General features: G+C 72.9%; 10 protein-coding genes. 8 read left to right on the forward strand and 2 right to left on the reverse strand.

Annotation, left to right across the window (positions count from 1 at the left end):
- Nucleotides 1-449 precede the first annotated feature (449 nt).
- Nucleotides 450-1,268: an HAD family hydrolase gene (locus ACFVVU_RS32295; protein WP_380685557.1), complete on the forward strand. Its 819-nt coding sequence runs from the start codon at nucleotides 450-452 to the stop codon at nucleotides 1,266-1,268.
- Nucleotides 1,269-1,634: 366 nt separating this feature from the next.
- Here ACFVVU_RS32295 and ACFVVU_RS32300 read toward each other — a convergent pair whose 3' ends face one another.
- A complete protein-coding gene (locus ACFVVU_RS32300; RefSeq protein ID WP_387793700.1) occupies nucleotides 1,635-2,555 on the reverse strand; it encodes an oxidoreductase in 921 nt (306 codons plus the stop codon).
- A gap of 234 nt (nucleotides 2,556-2,789) precedes the next feature.
- Here ACFVVU_RS32300 and ACFVVU_RS32305 point away from each other — a divergent pair, with 234 nt between their 5' ends.
- From ACFVVU_RS32305 to ACFVVU_RS32335, 7 genes are all read left to right on the forward strand, one after another.
- Nucleotides 2,790-3,797, forward strand: a complete 1,008-nt coding sequence (locus ACFVVU_RS32305) for an ATP-binding protein (RefSeq protein ID WP_387793701.1) — start codon at nucleotides 2,790-2,792, stop codon at nucleotides 3,795-3,797.
- Nucleotides 3,798-4,238: 441 nt separating this feature from the next.
- On the forward strand, nucleotides 4,239-6,653 hold the full coding sequence (locus tag ACFVVU_RS32310) for a SulP family inorganic anion transporter (protein ID WP_387793703.1): 2,415 nt from the start codon (nucleotides 4,239-4,241) through the stop codon (nucleotides 6,651-6,653).
- A 210-nt stretch (nucleotides 6,654-6,863) separates the two neighbouring features.
- Nucleotides 6,864-8,840 carry an acetate--CoA ligase gene (acs, locus tag ACFVVU_RS32315; protein ID WP_380688453.1) on the forward strand — a complete coding sequence of 659 codons (1,977 nt, stop codon included), beginning with the start codon at nucleotides 6,864-6,866 and terminating at the stop codon, nucleotides 8,838-8,840.
- A 321-nt stretch (nucleotides 8,841-9,161) separates the two neighbouring features.
- Entirely contained in the window at nucleotides 9,162-10,625 is a 1,464-nt protein-coding gene (nhaA, locus tag ACFVVU_RS32320; RefSeq protein WP_387793706.1) for a Na+/H+ antiporter NhaA, read from the forward strand.
- Nucleotides 10,626-10,737: 112 nt separating this feature from the next.
- A complete protein-coding gene (locus ACFVVU_RS32325) occupies nucleotides 10,738-11,214 on the forward strand; it encodes a phage holin family protein (RefSeq protein WP_350558600.1) in 477 nt (158 codons plus the stop codon).
- A 234-nt stretch (nucleotides 11,215-11,448) separates the two neighbouring features.
- Nucleotides 11,449-12,438, forward strand: a complete 990-nt coding sequence (locus ACFVVU_RS32330; RefSeq protein ID WP_380683144.1) for an alpha/beta fold hydrolase — start codon at nucleotides 11,449-11,451, stop codon at nucleotides 12,436-12,438.
- Between the two features lie 203 nt (nucleotides 12,439-12,641).
- Complete coding sequence (locus ACFVVU_RS32335) at nucleotides 12,642-12,878, forward strand: hypothetical protein (protein ID WP_355360332.1); 237 nt, start codon at nucleotides 12,642-12,644, stop codon at nucleotides 12,876-12,878.
- A gap of 128 nt (nucleotides 12,879-13,006) precedes the next feature.
- Here ACFVVU_RS32335 and ACFVVU_RS32340 read toward each other — a convergent pair whose 3' ends face one another.
- Nucleotides 13,007-14,191 carry a MarP family serine protease gene (locus ACFVVU_RS32340; protein WP_380683145.1) on the reverse strand — a complete coding sequence of 395 codons (1,185 nt, stop codon included), beginning with the start codon at nucleotides 14,189-14,191 and terminating at the stop codon, nucleotides 13,007-13,009.
- Nucleotides 14,192-14,268 lie beyond the last annotated feature (77 nt).

The raw sequence follows: 14,268 nt of genomic DNA on the forward strand, positions 1-14,268 counted from the left end.
CCCCGACACCCCCTGTAGGCGCCACGGGGGCCGGCCCGCGGATCCGCACGACGGGCCGTTCAAGCCCTGAAAATGGCCCCGGACGTGCGACGACCCCCGCCGGGGGGGAGAGCGGGGGTCGTCTATCCACGGCCCGACTCGGGGGGGAGGAGCCGGACCGGGTTAGCACGGTCGCGAACGATCCGTGACTTCCATGGTGTACCCGAGCGGCCAGAAACACAAACCCGCACGCCCACGAGTACGCCGAATGGCGGGCTGTTTTGCGGCGCCCTCTATCCTCGGTTCCCGTGGACACCACCGAGAACGCCGACGAGCACGCCGACGAGTCCCCGGACTCCACCGCCGCAGCCGCCGGAACCGACGGGACACCCGGGCCCGACGGGACGGCCGTGACCGACGCACGCCCCGGAGCGCCCGGCTCCGGCCCGTCCGGGCCCCGTCCGCCGACCGTGCGACCCGGTCCGACCGGCCCGCGCACCGCCGCCTTCTTCGACCTCGACAAGACGATCATCGCCAAGTCGAGCGCCCTCGCGTTCAGCCGTCCGTTCTACCAGGGCGGCCTGATCAACCGTCGGGCCGTCCTGCGAAGTGCGTACGCCCAGTTCGTCTTCCTGGTGGGCGGCGCGGACCACGACCAGATGGAGAAGATGCGGGAGTACCTCTCCGCGCTGACCCGGGGCTGGAACGTGCAGCAGGTGCGCGAGATCGTCGCCGAGACCCTGCACAACCTGATCGACCCGATCATCTACGACGAGGCCGCCTCGCTCATCGAGCAGCACCACGCGGCCGGCCGCGACGTGGTCATCGTCAGCAGCTCCGGCTCCGAGGTGGTCGAGCCGATCGGTGCGCTGCTCGGCGCGGACCACGTGATCGCGACCAGGCTGAAGATCGAGGACGGCTGCTACACCGGCGAGATCGAGTACTACGCCTACGCCGAGAACAAGGCCGCCGCGATCCGGGAGTTGGCCGGGGTCGAGGGCTACGACCTGACCGAGTGCTACGCCTACAGCGACTCGTCGACCGACCTGCCGCTACTGGAGGCGGTCGGCCATCCCTCGGCGGTCAACCCGGACCGGGCGCTGCGCAAGGAGGCGGTGGCCCGCGAGTGGCCGGTGCTGGTCTTCGACAAGCCGGTGGAACTCCGGCGGAGGCTCCCGGAATTCTCCGCGCCGAGCCGCTCGGTGCTGACGGCGGTGGCGGTGGGCACGGCCGCACTGACGGCCGGGGTCATCTGGTACGCGGCCAGGCGCCGCCGCCCGGCGGCCTGAGCACGAGGCGTTGGACAAAACGGTCAAAAGCCCAAGACGCCACTTTTCGGGTTCCCCTTTCGCCCGAAACGCGATACAAATGAAGCACGGCCCGCGAGACCCGGTCAGGACCGAAGAGGTCAAACCGACAACGCAGTTCAGGCCCCACGGACCGCCGTACAGATGACCGAGCACCCACATGCAGCCGACCCGCTGTCGGGCCGCCGGACCAGACGAACGGGCAGGATCCCCGTCTGATCGGCACTTTCCGGTGCATGCATGGTCACCCGGCATCTGTGCCAGCGGCGGCACCTGGCAGGATCAGGTGCCGCCGCATCCTGCTGTCCGGGCTGTTCGGGTGGGTGGATCCACCCACCGGGCCAGGCCCTAGACCATGCCGCGCTGCATCGCCTCGCAGACCGCCGTGCTCTCCCGCACGCCGAGCCGCAACGCCCGGCCGCAGTGGCCGATCCAGGCCGCCAGGCCCTCGGGCGTCCCCGCCAGGTAGCCGGCCAGCGCCCGCCGGTAGGCGTCCGTCCCCAGCTCCACCAGACCGACCTCGGCCGGGCAGATCGACTTCGGGTCGAGCCCCTCGGCGATCAGCACGATCCGCTGGGCGGCCCGGGCGATCAGGCCGTTGTACGCGCCGAACGGCCGCAGCGCCAGCAGTTCGCCGTGCACCACCGAGGCGACCACCAGGGCCGGCGTCCCGACGCCCTGGCCCTCCGCGCGGGCGACCAGCAGCCGGGAGAGCTGGTCGAGCCGGGCGGCGACCTCCTCCGGGCCGGGCGCCGCGGGCAGCGCCGGCACCGGCCCGTCCGTCACCGCGGCGGCCGGCGCGGTCGCCGGGCCGTGGTCCGCCGCGACGCCCTCCGCCGGCATCAGCTCCAGCGGGAACGGGTCGTCGGCGCCCTCGCCGCCCTGCCGCGGGCGGCCCGCCGCGGGGTCGGCGTCCCCGACCGCCAGCAGGTGCAGCCGGGCCAGCACCTGGAGCGGCGAGTGCCGCCAGATGCTCAGCAGCTGGCCCGCCTCGGCCGCCACCCGCAGCGCGGCGCCCACCGCGCGGGCCTCGGCGTCCGCGCCGAAGTCACTGCGCCGTCGGACCTCCTCCAACGGCCAGTCGGCCCCGGCCAGCGCGGCCGAGGCGCGGGCGCCGCGCAGGGCGGACTCGGAGGTGACCTCGGCCGCGCGGCGACGCATCACCCGGTGGCCGTAGAGGCGGTCGACGGCCTTGCGCACCTCGGCCACCGCGTCCGGCACTCCGGGGAGCTGGGCCAGCGGGGCGAGGGGATCTGTTCCAGTGCTCACCTACCCGAGAGTAATGACCCGGGCGCCCCACCCGGAACAGCAACCTCGGATCACCCGTTAGAGGCAATCCTCACTTCCCTCCGGCCAGCGACCCCAAACCCCCGATAGCATGACCGCCGTCGAAGACGACAACGATTTCCAGCTCGGAAGATCGTCGACCTCGCCGCGGCGCGTTGCCGCGACCGCGGCGGGCCCAGCAGCGAGAGCCCCAGCAGCGAGAGCCGGAGTTCCAAGATGAAGATCGCCTTCGTCGGCAAGGGCGGCAGCGGCAAGACCACGCTGTCCGCACTGTTCATCCGCCACCTGGCCGCCGCGGGCCGGCCGGTCCTCGCCGTCGACGCCGACATCAACCAGCACCTCGGCCCGGCCCTCGGGCTGACGGACGACCAGGCCGCCGCACTGCCCGCACTGGGGGCCCGACTGCCCGAGATCAAGGAGTACCTGCGCGGCAGCAACCCGCTGATCCGCTCCGCCGAGGAGATGATCAAGACCACCCCGCCCGGCCGGGGCTCGCGGCTGCTGCGGATCGTCGAGGAGAACCCGGTCTACACGGCCTGCGCCCGGCCGGTCGCGCTCGACGAGGGCTCGGCCCGGCTGCTGGCGACCGGCGCGTTCACCGAGGAGGACCTCGGCGTCGCCTGCTACCACTCCAAGGTCGGCGCGGTCGAGCTGCTGCTCAACCACCTGGTCGACGGCCGGGGGGAGTACGTGGTGACCGACATGACCGCGGGCTCCGACTCCTTCGCCTCGGGGCTGTTCACCCGTTTCGACCTCACCTTCCTGATCGCCGAGCCCACCCGCAAGGGTGTCTCGGTGTACCGCCAGTACCGGGACTACGCACGCGACTTCGACGTAAGGCTGCGGGTCGTCGGCAACAAGGTGCAGGGTCCGGACGACCTGGACTTCCTGCGCCGGGAGGTCGGCGAGGACCTGCTGACCGCCTTCGGCCAGTCCGACTGGGTGCGCCGCCTGGAGCAGGGCGCACAGCCGCCGCTGCGCGCCCTCGAACCCGCCAACCGCGCCGTGCTGGACGAGCTGCGCGTGGCCGCCGACGCCGCGTACGAGCTGCGGAACCCGCGCCGGTACACCGAGCAGGCCGTCCACTTCCATCTGCGCAACGCCGAGAGCTGGGCCAACGCGAAGGTCGGCACGGACCTCGCCGCCCAGGTCGACCCGGACTTCGTGCTCGACGGCGGGTCCGCCCCGGTCGGTGAGCCCAGCGCCGCCGGCGCGGCGGTCTGAGCCGGAGCACCGCCGCAGCACCCGCGGGCCGCGGTCCCCCGCACGGGGGCCGCGGCCCGCGCGCGTCCCCGACAGGGCCTCCACCAGCAGATTCCGGTCCGTTCGACCACCACCCAATGGAGTGAATGGGGCGGTTATTCACTGTCGCTCCGGATGACGCTGTGCAAAGCTCTCATTACCCTCGGTTTACCGAGTCTTGATGTTCCGCTTCCGTCCCGGTACCCCCTCGCCGTGGCCTGGCTCCTCCCAGCGCCCCGCCGAGCGGCCGCCGGGCGGCCCGATGGACCAAGGCCCGGCCGGTGACACCCGCACTCCCGGCCCGACCGCGCCATCCCGCCACACCGTCGCGACCCACGACAGCCGATCCGCTTCACCGAGCCCACGACCGGACTCACCGCCGGACCTGACTGCGTTCGTTCCCCCGGACAGACGGGAAGACCCATGACCCTCGACATCTCCATCGCCCCCATCGCCTCCGACACCACCGACCACGCCCCACCGGGCCGACGTCCCCGCGCCACCTGGGCACAGGACCTCTCGGCCTCGCTGGTGGTGTTCCTGATCGCCGTGCCGTTCTCCCTCGGCATCGCCCTCGCCACCGGCGCCCCGCTCAGCGCCGGCCTCGCCGCGGCGGCCGTCGGCGGCATCGTGGTCGGCCTGTTCGGCGGCACCCCGCTGCAGGTCAGCGGCCCCTCGGCCGCGCTCACCGTGATCACCGCCGGGCTCATCGCCCAGTACGGCTGGCAGGCCACCTGCACCATCACCCTCGCCGCCGGCCTGCTCCAACTCCTTCTCGGGGCAAGGCGGGTGGCCCGCACCGCACTGGCGGTCTCACCCGCCATCGTGCACGGCATGCTGGCCGGCGTCGGCCTGGCCATCGCCATCGCCCAGCTGCACGTCGTCCTCGGCGGCTCCCCGCAGAGCTCGGCACTGGCCAACCTGCTCGCCCTGCCCGCCCAACTGTCGACCCCTCACCCCGCCGCCCTGGCCGTCGGCGCGGTCACCGTCACCGTGCTGCTCGGCTGGCCCCGGCTGGGCCGGCTCCCCGGCCGGTGCGGGGAGTTCGGCACCCGGCTGGCCAAGGTCCCCGGCCCGCTCGCGGCCGTCGCCGCCGCCACCGCGCTCGCCGTCGCGCTGGACCTGCGGCTCGCCCGGGTCGAACTGCCCGCCTGGCAGCCGCACGGGCTCGCCCCCGACCTGCCGCACGGACCGCCCCTCGCCGTCCTGGCCGCCGTACTGACCGTCACCGCCGTGGCGAGCGTCGAGTCGCTGCTCTCCGCCGTCGCGGTCGACCGGATGTCGCGCCGCACCGGGGACCTGGACCGCGAACTGCGCGGCCAGGGACTCGCCAACATGGTCAGCGGACTGGTCGGCGGGCTGCCCGTCGCCGGTGGCGCGGTGCGCAGCACGGCCAACGTCCGGGCCGGCGCGCGCAGCCGGCGCTCCTCCGTCCTGCACGGGGTGTGGGTGCTGGCGGCGGCACTGGCCCTCACCGGCGGGCTGCGCCGGATCCCGCTCGCCGCGCTCGCCGCCCTGGTGCTGGTCGTCGGTCTGCAGATGGTGAGCTTCGCGCACATCCGCAAGGTGCACCGCCACCGCGAGTTCCCCGTCTATCTGACCACCGTGGTCGCCGTGGTGCTGCTCGGCGTCCTGCCGGGGGTGGCGCTCGGCGCGGCGACGGCCGTCCTGCTCGCGCTCTACCGGCTGACCCGCGCCCATGTGGACGTCCTGGCCGGCCCCGGCGGATCGTTCACGGTGGAGACCCACGGCCCGCTCACCTTCACCGCGGTGCCCCGGCTCAGCCGGGCGCTGGCGGGCATCCCGGCCGGTGCGGAGGTCGCCGTGGTCCACGACGGCTCCTTCCTGGACCACGCCGCCTACGAGACGGTGCACAGCTGGCGCACCGCCCACCAGGCGGGCGGGGGGCGGGTGTCGATGGTGACGCGCCGCCAGGACGACGAGGTGCTCGATCCGGACGGCACGGTCCGCACCGGCAGTTCTCCGGGCCCGCACCGCTGCCGCGCCTGGACACCCTGGGCCGGGCACCACTGCATCGAGCAGCAGGAGGACCCGCACGGCCGGCTGCTGGACGGGGTGCGGGTGTTCCAGCTGCACACCGCCCCGCTGGTGCGGCCCGAGCTGGCCAGGCTCGCCCGGGAGGGGCAGACGCCCTCACAGCTCTTCCTGACCTGCGCGGACTCCCGCATGGTCACCAGCATGATCACCAACAGCGGTCCGGGGGACCTCTTCACCGTGCGCAACGTCGGCAACCTGGTGCCGGCGCCGCACGAGCCGGGCGCGGCCGACGACTCGGTGGCGGCGGCGGTGCAGTACGCGGTGGAGGTGCTGGAGGTCCGGTCGATCACGGTCTGCGGGCACTCGGGCTGCGGAGCGATGAAGGCCCTGCTCGACGGCGTGCACGAGCAGCCCGGCCGGCCCACCCCGCTGGCCCGCTGGCTGCGCAACGGCCGCGGCTCACTGGACCGGCTGCGCAGGGTCCCGGCCGAGTTCACCGACCGCCCGGCGGTCGACCTGACCGAGCAGCTCTGCATCACCAATGTGGTCCAGCAGCTGGACCAGCTGATGGCCAACCCGGCGGTGGAACGGCGGGTGACCGAGGGCACCCTGCGGCTGGTCGGCATGTACTTCGACTTCGCCACCGCCCAGGCCTATGTGCTCGACCGGGAGAGCGGCCGCTTCGGGCCGGTCGAGGCCGCGACCCCGGCCGCGGCGGCCTCCGTACGGCAGGAGCGCGACACGCCCGGACGTCTGGACGGATTCGAACAGGTTCCGGCCACCGGCACCGCCGCAGCGGATCCGGCCCGGAGAGAGGGAGGGCCCGGCCTGGCCGCGTGAGACGGGCCCGCGTCCTGACGGGCGGGCCAAGGACGCGGGCCCACCTCCCAGCCCTGCCCCGGGGCGCCGCCGACCTCGGGCGACCGTTCGACCTCCGGTCAAAGGTCTACACCAATTATCCGGAGCCTCTTGTCAACTGACCTCTTCGCCTGGTGAGCTGTGCGCTGGGACACACGGGACAATCCCCACGCACGGGAAACGACCCCGATCATGACTCATGAGGAGTGCGCGTTGAGCAACGAGAGCCTGGCCAACCTGCTCAAGGAGGAGCGGCGCTTCGCCCCGCCGGCAGAGCTCGCCGCAGCCGCCAACGTCACCGCGGCCGCGTACGCACAGGCCTCCGAGGACCGCCTCGGTTTCTGGGCCGAGCAGGCCCGCCGCCTCGACTGGGCCGTCGAGCCCACCCAGACCCTCGACTGGTCCAACCCGCCGTTCGCCAAGTGGTTCGCCGACGGCAAGCTCAACGTGGCCTACAACTGCGTCGACCGGCACGTCGAGGCCGGCAACGGCGACCGCGTCGCCATCCACTTCGAGGGCGAGCCCGGCGACGGCCGCTCGATCACCTACGCGCAGCTCAAGGACGAGGTCTCGCAGGCCGCCAACGCGCTGCTGGAGCTCGGTGTCGCCAAGGGCGACCGGGTCGCGATCTACCTGCCGATGATCGCCGAGGCCGTCGTCGCGATCCTCGCCTGCGCCCGGATCGGCGCCACCCACTCGGTGGTCTTCGGCGGCTTCTCCGCCGACGCCGTGGCCTCCCGCATCCAGGACGCCCAGGCCAAGCTGGTCATCACCGCCGACGGCGGCTACCGGCGTGGCAAGCCGTCCGCCCTCAAGCCGGCCATCGACGAGGCGCTGACCAAGGTCGACGGCGTCGAGCACGTCCTGGTCGTGCGCCGCACCGGCCAGGACATCGCCTGGACCGAGGGCCGCGACGTCTGGTGGCACGAGGCCACCGCGCGCCAGTCCACCGAGCACACCCCCGAGGCGCACGACGCCGAGCACCCGCTCTTCATCCTCTACACCTCGGGCACCACCGGGAAGCCCAAGGGCATCCTGCACACCTCGGGCGGCTACCTCACCCAGGCCAGCTACACCCACCACGCGGTCTTCGACCTCAAGCCGGAGTCCGACGTCTACTGGTGCACCGCCGACATCGGCTGGGTCACCGGCCACTCGTACATCGTCTACGGCCCGCTCTCCAACGGCGCCACCCAGGTCATCTACGAGGGCACCCCGGACACCCCGCACCAGGGCCGGTTCTGGGAGATCGTCCAGAAGTACGGCGTGACGATCCTCTACACCGCGCCGACCGCGATCCGCACCTTCATGAAGTGGGGCGACGACATCCCCGCGAAGTTCGACCTGTCCTCGCTGCGGGTGCTGGGCAGCGTCGGCGAGCCGATCAACCCCGAGGCCTGGATCTGGTACCGCGAGCACATCGGCGCCGGCAAGGCCCCGATCGTGGACACCTGGTGGCAGACCGAGACGGGCGCGATCATGATCAGCCCGCTGCCGGGCGTCACCGAGACCAAGCCGGGCTCGGCCCAGCGCGCGCTGCCGGGCATCGCGGCCACCGTGGTCGACGACAACGCCGTCGAGGTCCCGAACGGCTCCGGCGGCTACCTGGTGCTCACCGAGCCGTGGCCGTCCATGCTGCGCACCATCTGGGGCGACGACCAGCGCTACATCGACACCTACTGGTCGCGCTTCGAGGGCCGCTACTTCGCCGGTGACGGTGCCAAGAAGGACGAGGACGGCGACATCTGGCTGCTCGGCCGGGTCGACGACGTCATGCTGGTCTCCGGCCACAACATCTCGACCACCGAGGTCGAGTCGGCCCTGGTCGGGCACCCGGCGGTGGCCGAGTCCGCGGTGGTCGGCGCCACCGACGCCACCACCGGCCAGGCGATCGTCGCCTTCGTGATCCTGCGCGGCAGCGCCACCGACAGCCCCGAGCTGGTCGAGGAGCTGCGGGCGCACGTCGGCCGCACGCTCGGCCCGATCGCGAAGCCGAAGCAGATCAAGGTGGTCGGCGAGCTGCCGAAGACCCGCTCCGGCAAGATCATGCGCCGCCTGCTGCGCGACATCGCCGAGGGCCGCGAGGTCGGCGACACCACCACGCTGGCCGACTCCTCGGTGATGAACCTCATCCAGGCCCAGCTTCCGTCGGCGGACGGCGAGAGCTGAACCGCGTGGTGAGACGCGCGTGACGCATGCGTGCCGGTGCCCCGGGTGGTCGTGACCGCCCGGGGCACCGGCTTGTCCGGACGGAGAGTCCTCCCCGGACCGCGCACGAACAGGTGCACATCGAGGCAAAGAGGGATTAAGTCCTTAATTAGGACAATCCGGATGCCACTTTGTCGTCACGCTAGACTGCTAAGGACGCGACAAGACCTGCATGATCCACGTGATCCACAGGTCCGCGTCACAGGGCGAGCCGGGAAGTCTGGTCGGCGATGCACCACCGGTGCATCCACACACCGTCCCCTCGCCCCCAGGAGGCCGCGCGTGGCCAGCCAGCCGCCCGTTCACGAGCCGACGACGACCCGACGCCGCCAGTTCCTCGGCCGACTGTCCCTCCCCGAGCGCAACTACCTCGCCGACGCCCTGCGCACCGAGACCGTGGGCGGAATCCTGCTGCTCACCGCCGCGGTCGTGGCACTGATCTGGGCCAACGTCTGGCCGGACGCGTACCAGTCCGTGCTGAACCACACCGTCGGCCCCTCCGCCCCCCTGCACCTCGACCTCACCCTGGGCACCTGGGCCAAGGACGGGCTGCTGACGATCTTCTTCTTCGTCGCCGGCATCGAGCTCAAACGCGAGTTCGTGGCGGGCGAGCTGCGCACCCCCAGCGCGGCACTGCTCCCCGTCGTGGCCGCCGTCTGCGGCGTCGCGCTGCCCGCCGTCCTGTACGCGCTCATCAACGCCGGCCCCGGCGGTCACCCCAGCGGCTGGGCCGTCCCCACCGCCACCGACATCGCCTTCGCGCTCGGTGTGCTGGCCGTGGTCGGCAGCCACCTGCCCTCCGCGCTGCGCGCCTTCCTGCTCACCCTCGCGGTGGTGGACGACCTGATCGCGATCCTGATCATCGCGGTCTTCTACAGCTCCGGCATCAAGTTCTGGGCCCTCGGGCTGGCCTTCGCCGGCCTCGCGCTGTTCTGGTTCCTGCACCGGCGCGGGGTGCACGGCTGGTACCTGTTCGTCCCGCTCGCCTTCGTGGTCTGGGCGCTGATGCACGAGAGCGGCGTGCACGCCACGGTGGCGGGCGTCGCGATGGGCCTGATGCTCCGCTGCCACCGCGAGGGCGACGAGAAGCAGTCCCCCGGCGAGCACATCGAGCACCTGGTCCGCCCGCTCTCGGCCGGGCTGGCGGTACCGGTCTTCGCCCTGTTCGCGGCCGGGGTGACGATCTCCGGTCCGGCGCTGCGCGAGGTGTTCACCCAGGCCACCCCGATCGGCATCATGGTCGGCCTGCTGGTCGGCAAGACCGTGGGCGTGTACGGCGGCACCCGACTGACCGCCCGCTTCACCCGGGCCGAGCTGAACCCTCAGCTCAAGTGGGCCGACCTGTTCGCCGTCTCGGTCCTGGCCGGCATCGGCTTCACCGTCTCGCTGCTGATCGACGAGCTGGCCTTCCCGGACGACCCGGCGCTCGCCGACCGGGCCAAGGCCGCCGTCCTGGTGGGCTCGCTGATATGCGCGCTGATCGCCACCGTGCTGCTGAAGCTGCGCAACCGGCACTACCGCGAGCTGTGCGAGGAGGAGGACCGCGACCTCGACGGCGACGACATCCCCGACGTCTACCAGCTGGACGACCCGGCCTGGCAGCGCCGCATGGCCGAACGGGCCCGGCCGACGGGCTCGGGGCAGCCGGACGCGGGCCCGACCCGCCCGGTCGGCGGAAGGACCGGCGAGGGCGCCGACAAGGGCGCCGACAAGGGCGCCGACGAGGACGTCGACGGAGCCCGCTGAGCGGCCCGCCCGCCGGACACGTCCCCCCGGCGGGGCCCCGGAGTGGTGTCCGCTCCTCCGGTAGGGGCATGATTCTGAACTGTCGACAGTCCACCGAAGAGGAGTACCGCTGATGCCCGCAGGAGCCGCAGACCCGTCCAGCAACGGCCGGGCGCCCTACGAGGGCGAGCGTTCGGTGGGGCAGCTGTTCGCCGCGGCCACCGCCGACCTGTCCGCCCTGGTCCACGACGAGATCGCGCTCGCCAAGGCCGAGATCCGCGCCGACGTCAAGCGCGGCGTCTCCGGCGGCGTCTCGCTGGGCGTCGCCGGTGTGGTCGCGCTGGCCGCCGTCCCGATGCTGAGCGCCGCCGCCGCGTTCGGCATCCACGCGCTGGGCCTGTCACTCGGTTGGTCGTTCCTCATCGTGGCCGGCGCGTACCTGCTGCTGGCCGTGCTGCTGGGCCTGCTGGCACTGCGTTCGTTCAAGAAGATCGAGAAGCCGGTCCGCACCATCGAGGGTGCGCAGAAGACCGCCGACGTCCTGAAGAACGCCCGGCCGCGTCCCGCCACCAAGGAGGAGATCGACCGCGCCCTCGGCCGCATCCCGTAGGCCCTCCCCGTAAGCCCTCCCCGTAGGCCAACCTCGCAGGCCCATCCCGTGCGTCGCCGGCCAGCCGCTGCCGAGCCGGCCACCGCGTCGGGGCCCGGTCGGCACGCGCCAGGGAGGCGCCACCGGAGCGCCATGGGAGCGCCAGGGAAGCGCGCCCGGTACGCGCCGGGCCGGAAGGGTCCGAGTGCGAGTGCCGGGCGCGTGCACGGCGCGCGGATGTGACACGCTCTCGGTATGTCGCTCGACCAGAAGCCCGTGCCCGCGCAGCCGTCCGACAGCTCCGGCCTCACCGCCCCCGGCGACGCCCCGGGCACGCCCCCGGCCGCCTGGGACGTCAGGCAGGCCGGGCCGTGGATCCACCGCGACCTCGCCGCCAACGGCGCGCGGTTCCACATCGCCGAGCTCGGCGAGGGCCCGCTGGTCCTGCTGGTGCACGGCTGGCCCGAGTACTGGTGGGCCTGGCGCCACCAGCTGACCGCGCTGGCCGCGGCGGGCTACCGGGCCGTCGCCGTGGACCTGCGCGGCATCGGCGGCAGCGACCGCACCCCGCGCGGCTACGACCCCGGCAACCTCGCGCTGGACATCACCGGGGTGATCCGCTCCCTCGGCGAGGACCGGGCGCACCTGGTCGGCCACGCCTCCGGCGGCACGCTGGCCTGGGTGGCGGCCGTGATGCGGCCCTCGGTGATCCAGAGCCTCACCGTCGTCTCCGCCGCGCACCCCCGCGACCTCCGCCGGGCGCTGCTCACCGACCGCAAGCAGCTGGCCGCCTTCGAGCACGTGCTGGGTTTCCAGCGGCCGTGGATACCGGAGCGCCGGCTGGTGGCGGACGACGCCGAGCTGGTCGGCCGCTACCTGGACGCCTGGACCGGCCGCACCCAGCTGGACCGCACGGCGGTCGCCGCGTACCGGCGGGCGATCCAGATCCCCAGCACCGCACACTGCTCAGTCGAGCCCTACCGCTGGCTGCTGCGCTCGATGGCCCGCCCGGACGGCATCCAGTTCGCCCGACGGATGAAGAAGCCGATCACCGCCCCCACCCTGCACGTCCAGGGCGCGGCGGACCCGGTGCTGCTGTCGCACACCGCGCTGGGCGGCGGCGAGTACGTGGCCGCGCCGTACCGCTGGCGGCTGATGCCGGGGGTCGGGCACTTCCCGCACGAGGAGGCGCCGGAACAGTTCACCGCCGAGCTGCTGGACTGGATCGGCCGGCACAAGGACTGAGGTCCGCGAGTGCCGGAGGGGGCTTGAGGATCAACGGCCCCGAGCCGGGAAAGGACACGGGGCGAGGGCCCCGGCCCCCGGATGGGCGAACAGGGCCGAAGGTCCCAACTCCCTTGATGTGACGTTCATATGACAAACGCATAGGCCACGTTGGTGCCCCGCCGGGCGGTTACCCCCGTCGGCCCAGGGGCATCCATTGCGGTATGACCTGGATGCCCGATCGCGGCAGCGCCCCGCGCGGCCGACAGCACAGCAACAGCCCGCAGCGTTCCGCCCACCGTCCCGAGTGGGCGGACGACCGCGGTTACGACGGCGGCTACGACACCGGCTTCGACGGCGCGGGCGGCCACCCGCGCACGGCGCAGCGGCAGCTCGGCATCCCGCACATCCTCGGCCGCCGCGCCCGCTGGGTGGGCGCCCGGCTCCGCCGGGACACCTGACCGGGATCAGCGCGCACCGGCACCGGCCGACCCGGACCCGCACCGGCCGACCCGGACCCGCACCGGCCGACGCGGATCAGCCCCGGCACCGGCACCGATCGACGCAGATCAGCACCGATCGCCGTGGATCAGAGCGCGCAGCCCTGGGTGTCCACCCGCCCCGTCGCCGCGGCCCCCTGCTCGGCGTCCTGGCGGACCTCGGCGGCGGTCAGCACGTACCCGGTGTCCGCGCTGTCCAGCGACTTCGCGAACACCATCCCGTACACCTGGCCGTCCGGCGTGAGCAGCGGCCCGCCGCTGTTGCCCTGGCGGACCAGCGAGCGCACCGAGTAGACGTCGCGGACGACCTGGCCGCGGTGGTAGATGTCCGGGCCGTTGGCCTGGATCCGGCCGCGGATGCGGGCCGGCTGGACATTGAAGGCGCCGTTCTCGGGGAAGCCCGCGACGATGGCGCTGTCGTTGGTCTTCGCCTCGCCCGCGAAGGTGAGCGCCGGCGCGTTCAGCTTGGGCACGTCGAGGACGGCGATGTCGCGCTGCCAGTCGTAGCTGACCACCGTCGCGTCGTACAGCTGGCCGACACCGCCGACCTGCACGGTCGGCTCGTCGACGCCGCCGACCACGTGGGCGTTGGTCATCACCCGGTGCGGGGCGTAGACGAAGCCGCTGCCCTCCAGCGTCTTGCCGCAGGCGGTGGCGGTGCCGACCACCTTGACCAGGCTCTGCCGCGCCTTGGCCACCGCCGGGCTGGCGGCCAGCGCCGGGTCGGGGGTGTCGACCTGGGTGATCGGCTCGTGCTCGAAGGGGTTGAACACCTGCGGGAAGCCGTTACGGGCGAGCACCTTGGAAAAGTCCGAGAACCAGTTGGGCGCGTCGTTAGGCAGCGCGTCCTGGACGCCGCCCAGCACGGCCGAGGTGCGGACCTGCTTGGAGACGGTCGGCAGGGACGTCCCGGCGAGCGCCGATCCGATCAGCCAGGCCACCAGCAGCATCGAGATCACGTTGACCACGGCGCCGCCCGCGGCGTCCAGGGCCCGGGCCGGGCGGCGGTCGATGTGGCCGCGCAGCTTCCAGCCGAAGTGCGTGGTGATCGCCTGGCCGGTGGCCGCCAGCACGATCACCACCACCACGGCGATCACCGAGGCGGTCGTCCCGGGGCTGAGGTGGTCCAGCAGCAGCGGCAGCAGCTGGACGGCGAGCAGGCCGCCGCCCAGGAAGCCGAGGACCGACAGCACTCCGACCACGAAGCCCTGCCGGTAGCCCGAGACGGCGAATCCGAGGGCGGCGGCGATCAACAGCACATCCAGGACGTTCACCCGGACACCCTCCCACGACGGACCGTCCGCCCGAGTGGGCTAACGCCGAATCCGGCCGGGACCGTGCGGGGGCCGGC

The sequence above is a fragment of the Kitasatospora sp. NPDC057965 genome (assembly GCF_042887135.1).
GTDB lineage: Bacteria > Actinomycetota > Actinomycetes > Streptomycetales > Streptomycetaceae > Kitasatospora.

Excerpts from the sequence above, each read along its gene's own strand:
- ACFVVU_RS32330 (WP_380683144.1), top strand. The coding sequence starts at position 11,449 with ATGTCGCTCGACCAGAAGCCCGTGCCCGCGCAGCCGTCCGACAGCTCC.
- ACFVVU_RS32305 (WP_387793701.1), top strand. The coding sequence starts at position 2,790 with ATGAAGATCGCCTTCGTCGGCAAGGGCGGCAGCGGCAAGACCACGCTG.
- ACFVVU_RS32325 (WP_350558600.1), top strand. The coding sequence starts at position 10,738 with ATGCCCGCAGGAGCCGCAGACCCGTCCAGCAACGGCCGGGCGCCCTAC.
- ACFVVU_RS32335 (WP_355360332.1), top strand. The coding sequence starts at position 12,642 with ATGACCTGGATGCCCGATCGCGGCAGCGCCCCGCGCGGCCGACAGCAC.
- ACFVVU_RS32310 (WP_387793703.1), top strand. The coding sequence starts at position 4,239 with ATGACCCTCGACATCTCCATCGCCCCCATCGCCTCCGACACCACCGAC.
- acs (WP_380688453.1), top strand. The coding sequence starts at position 6,864 with ATGACTCATGAGGAGTGCGCGTTGAGCAACGAGAGCCTGGCCAACCTG.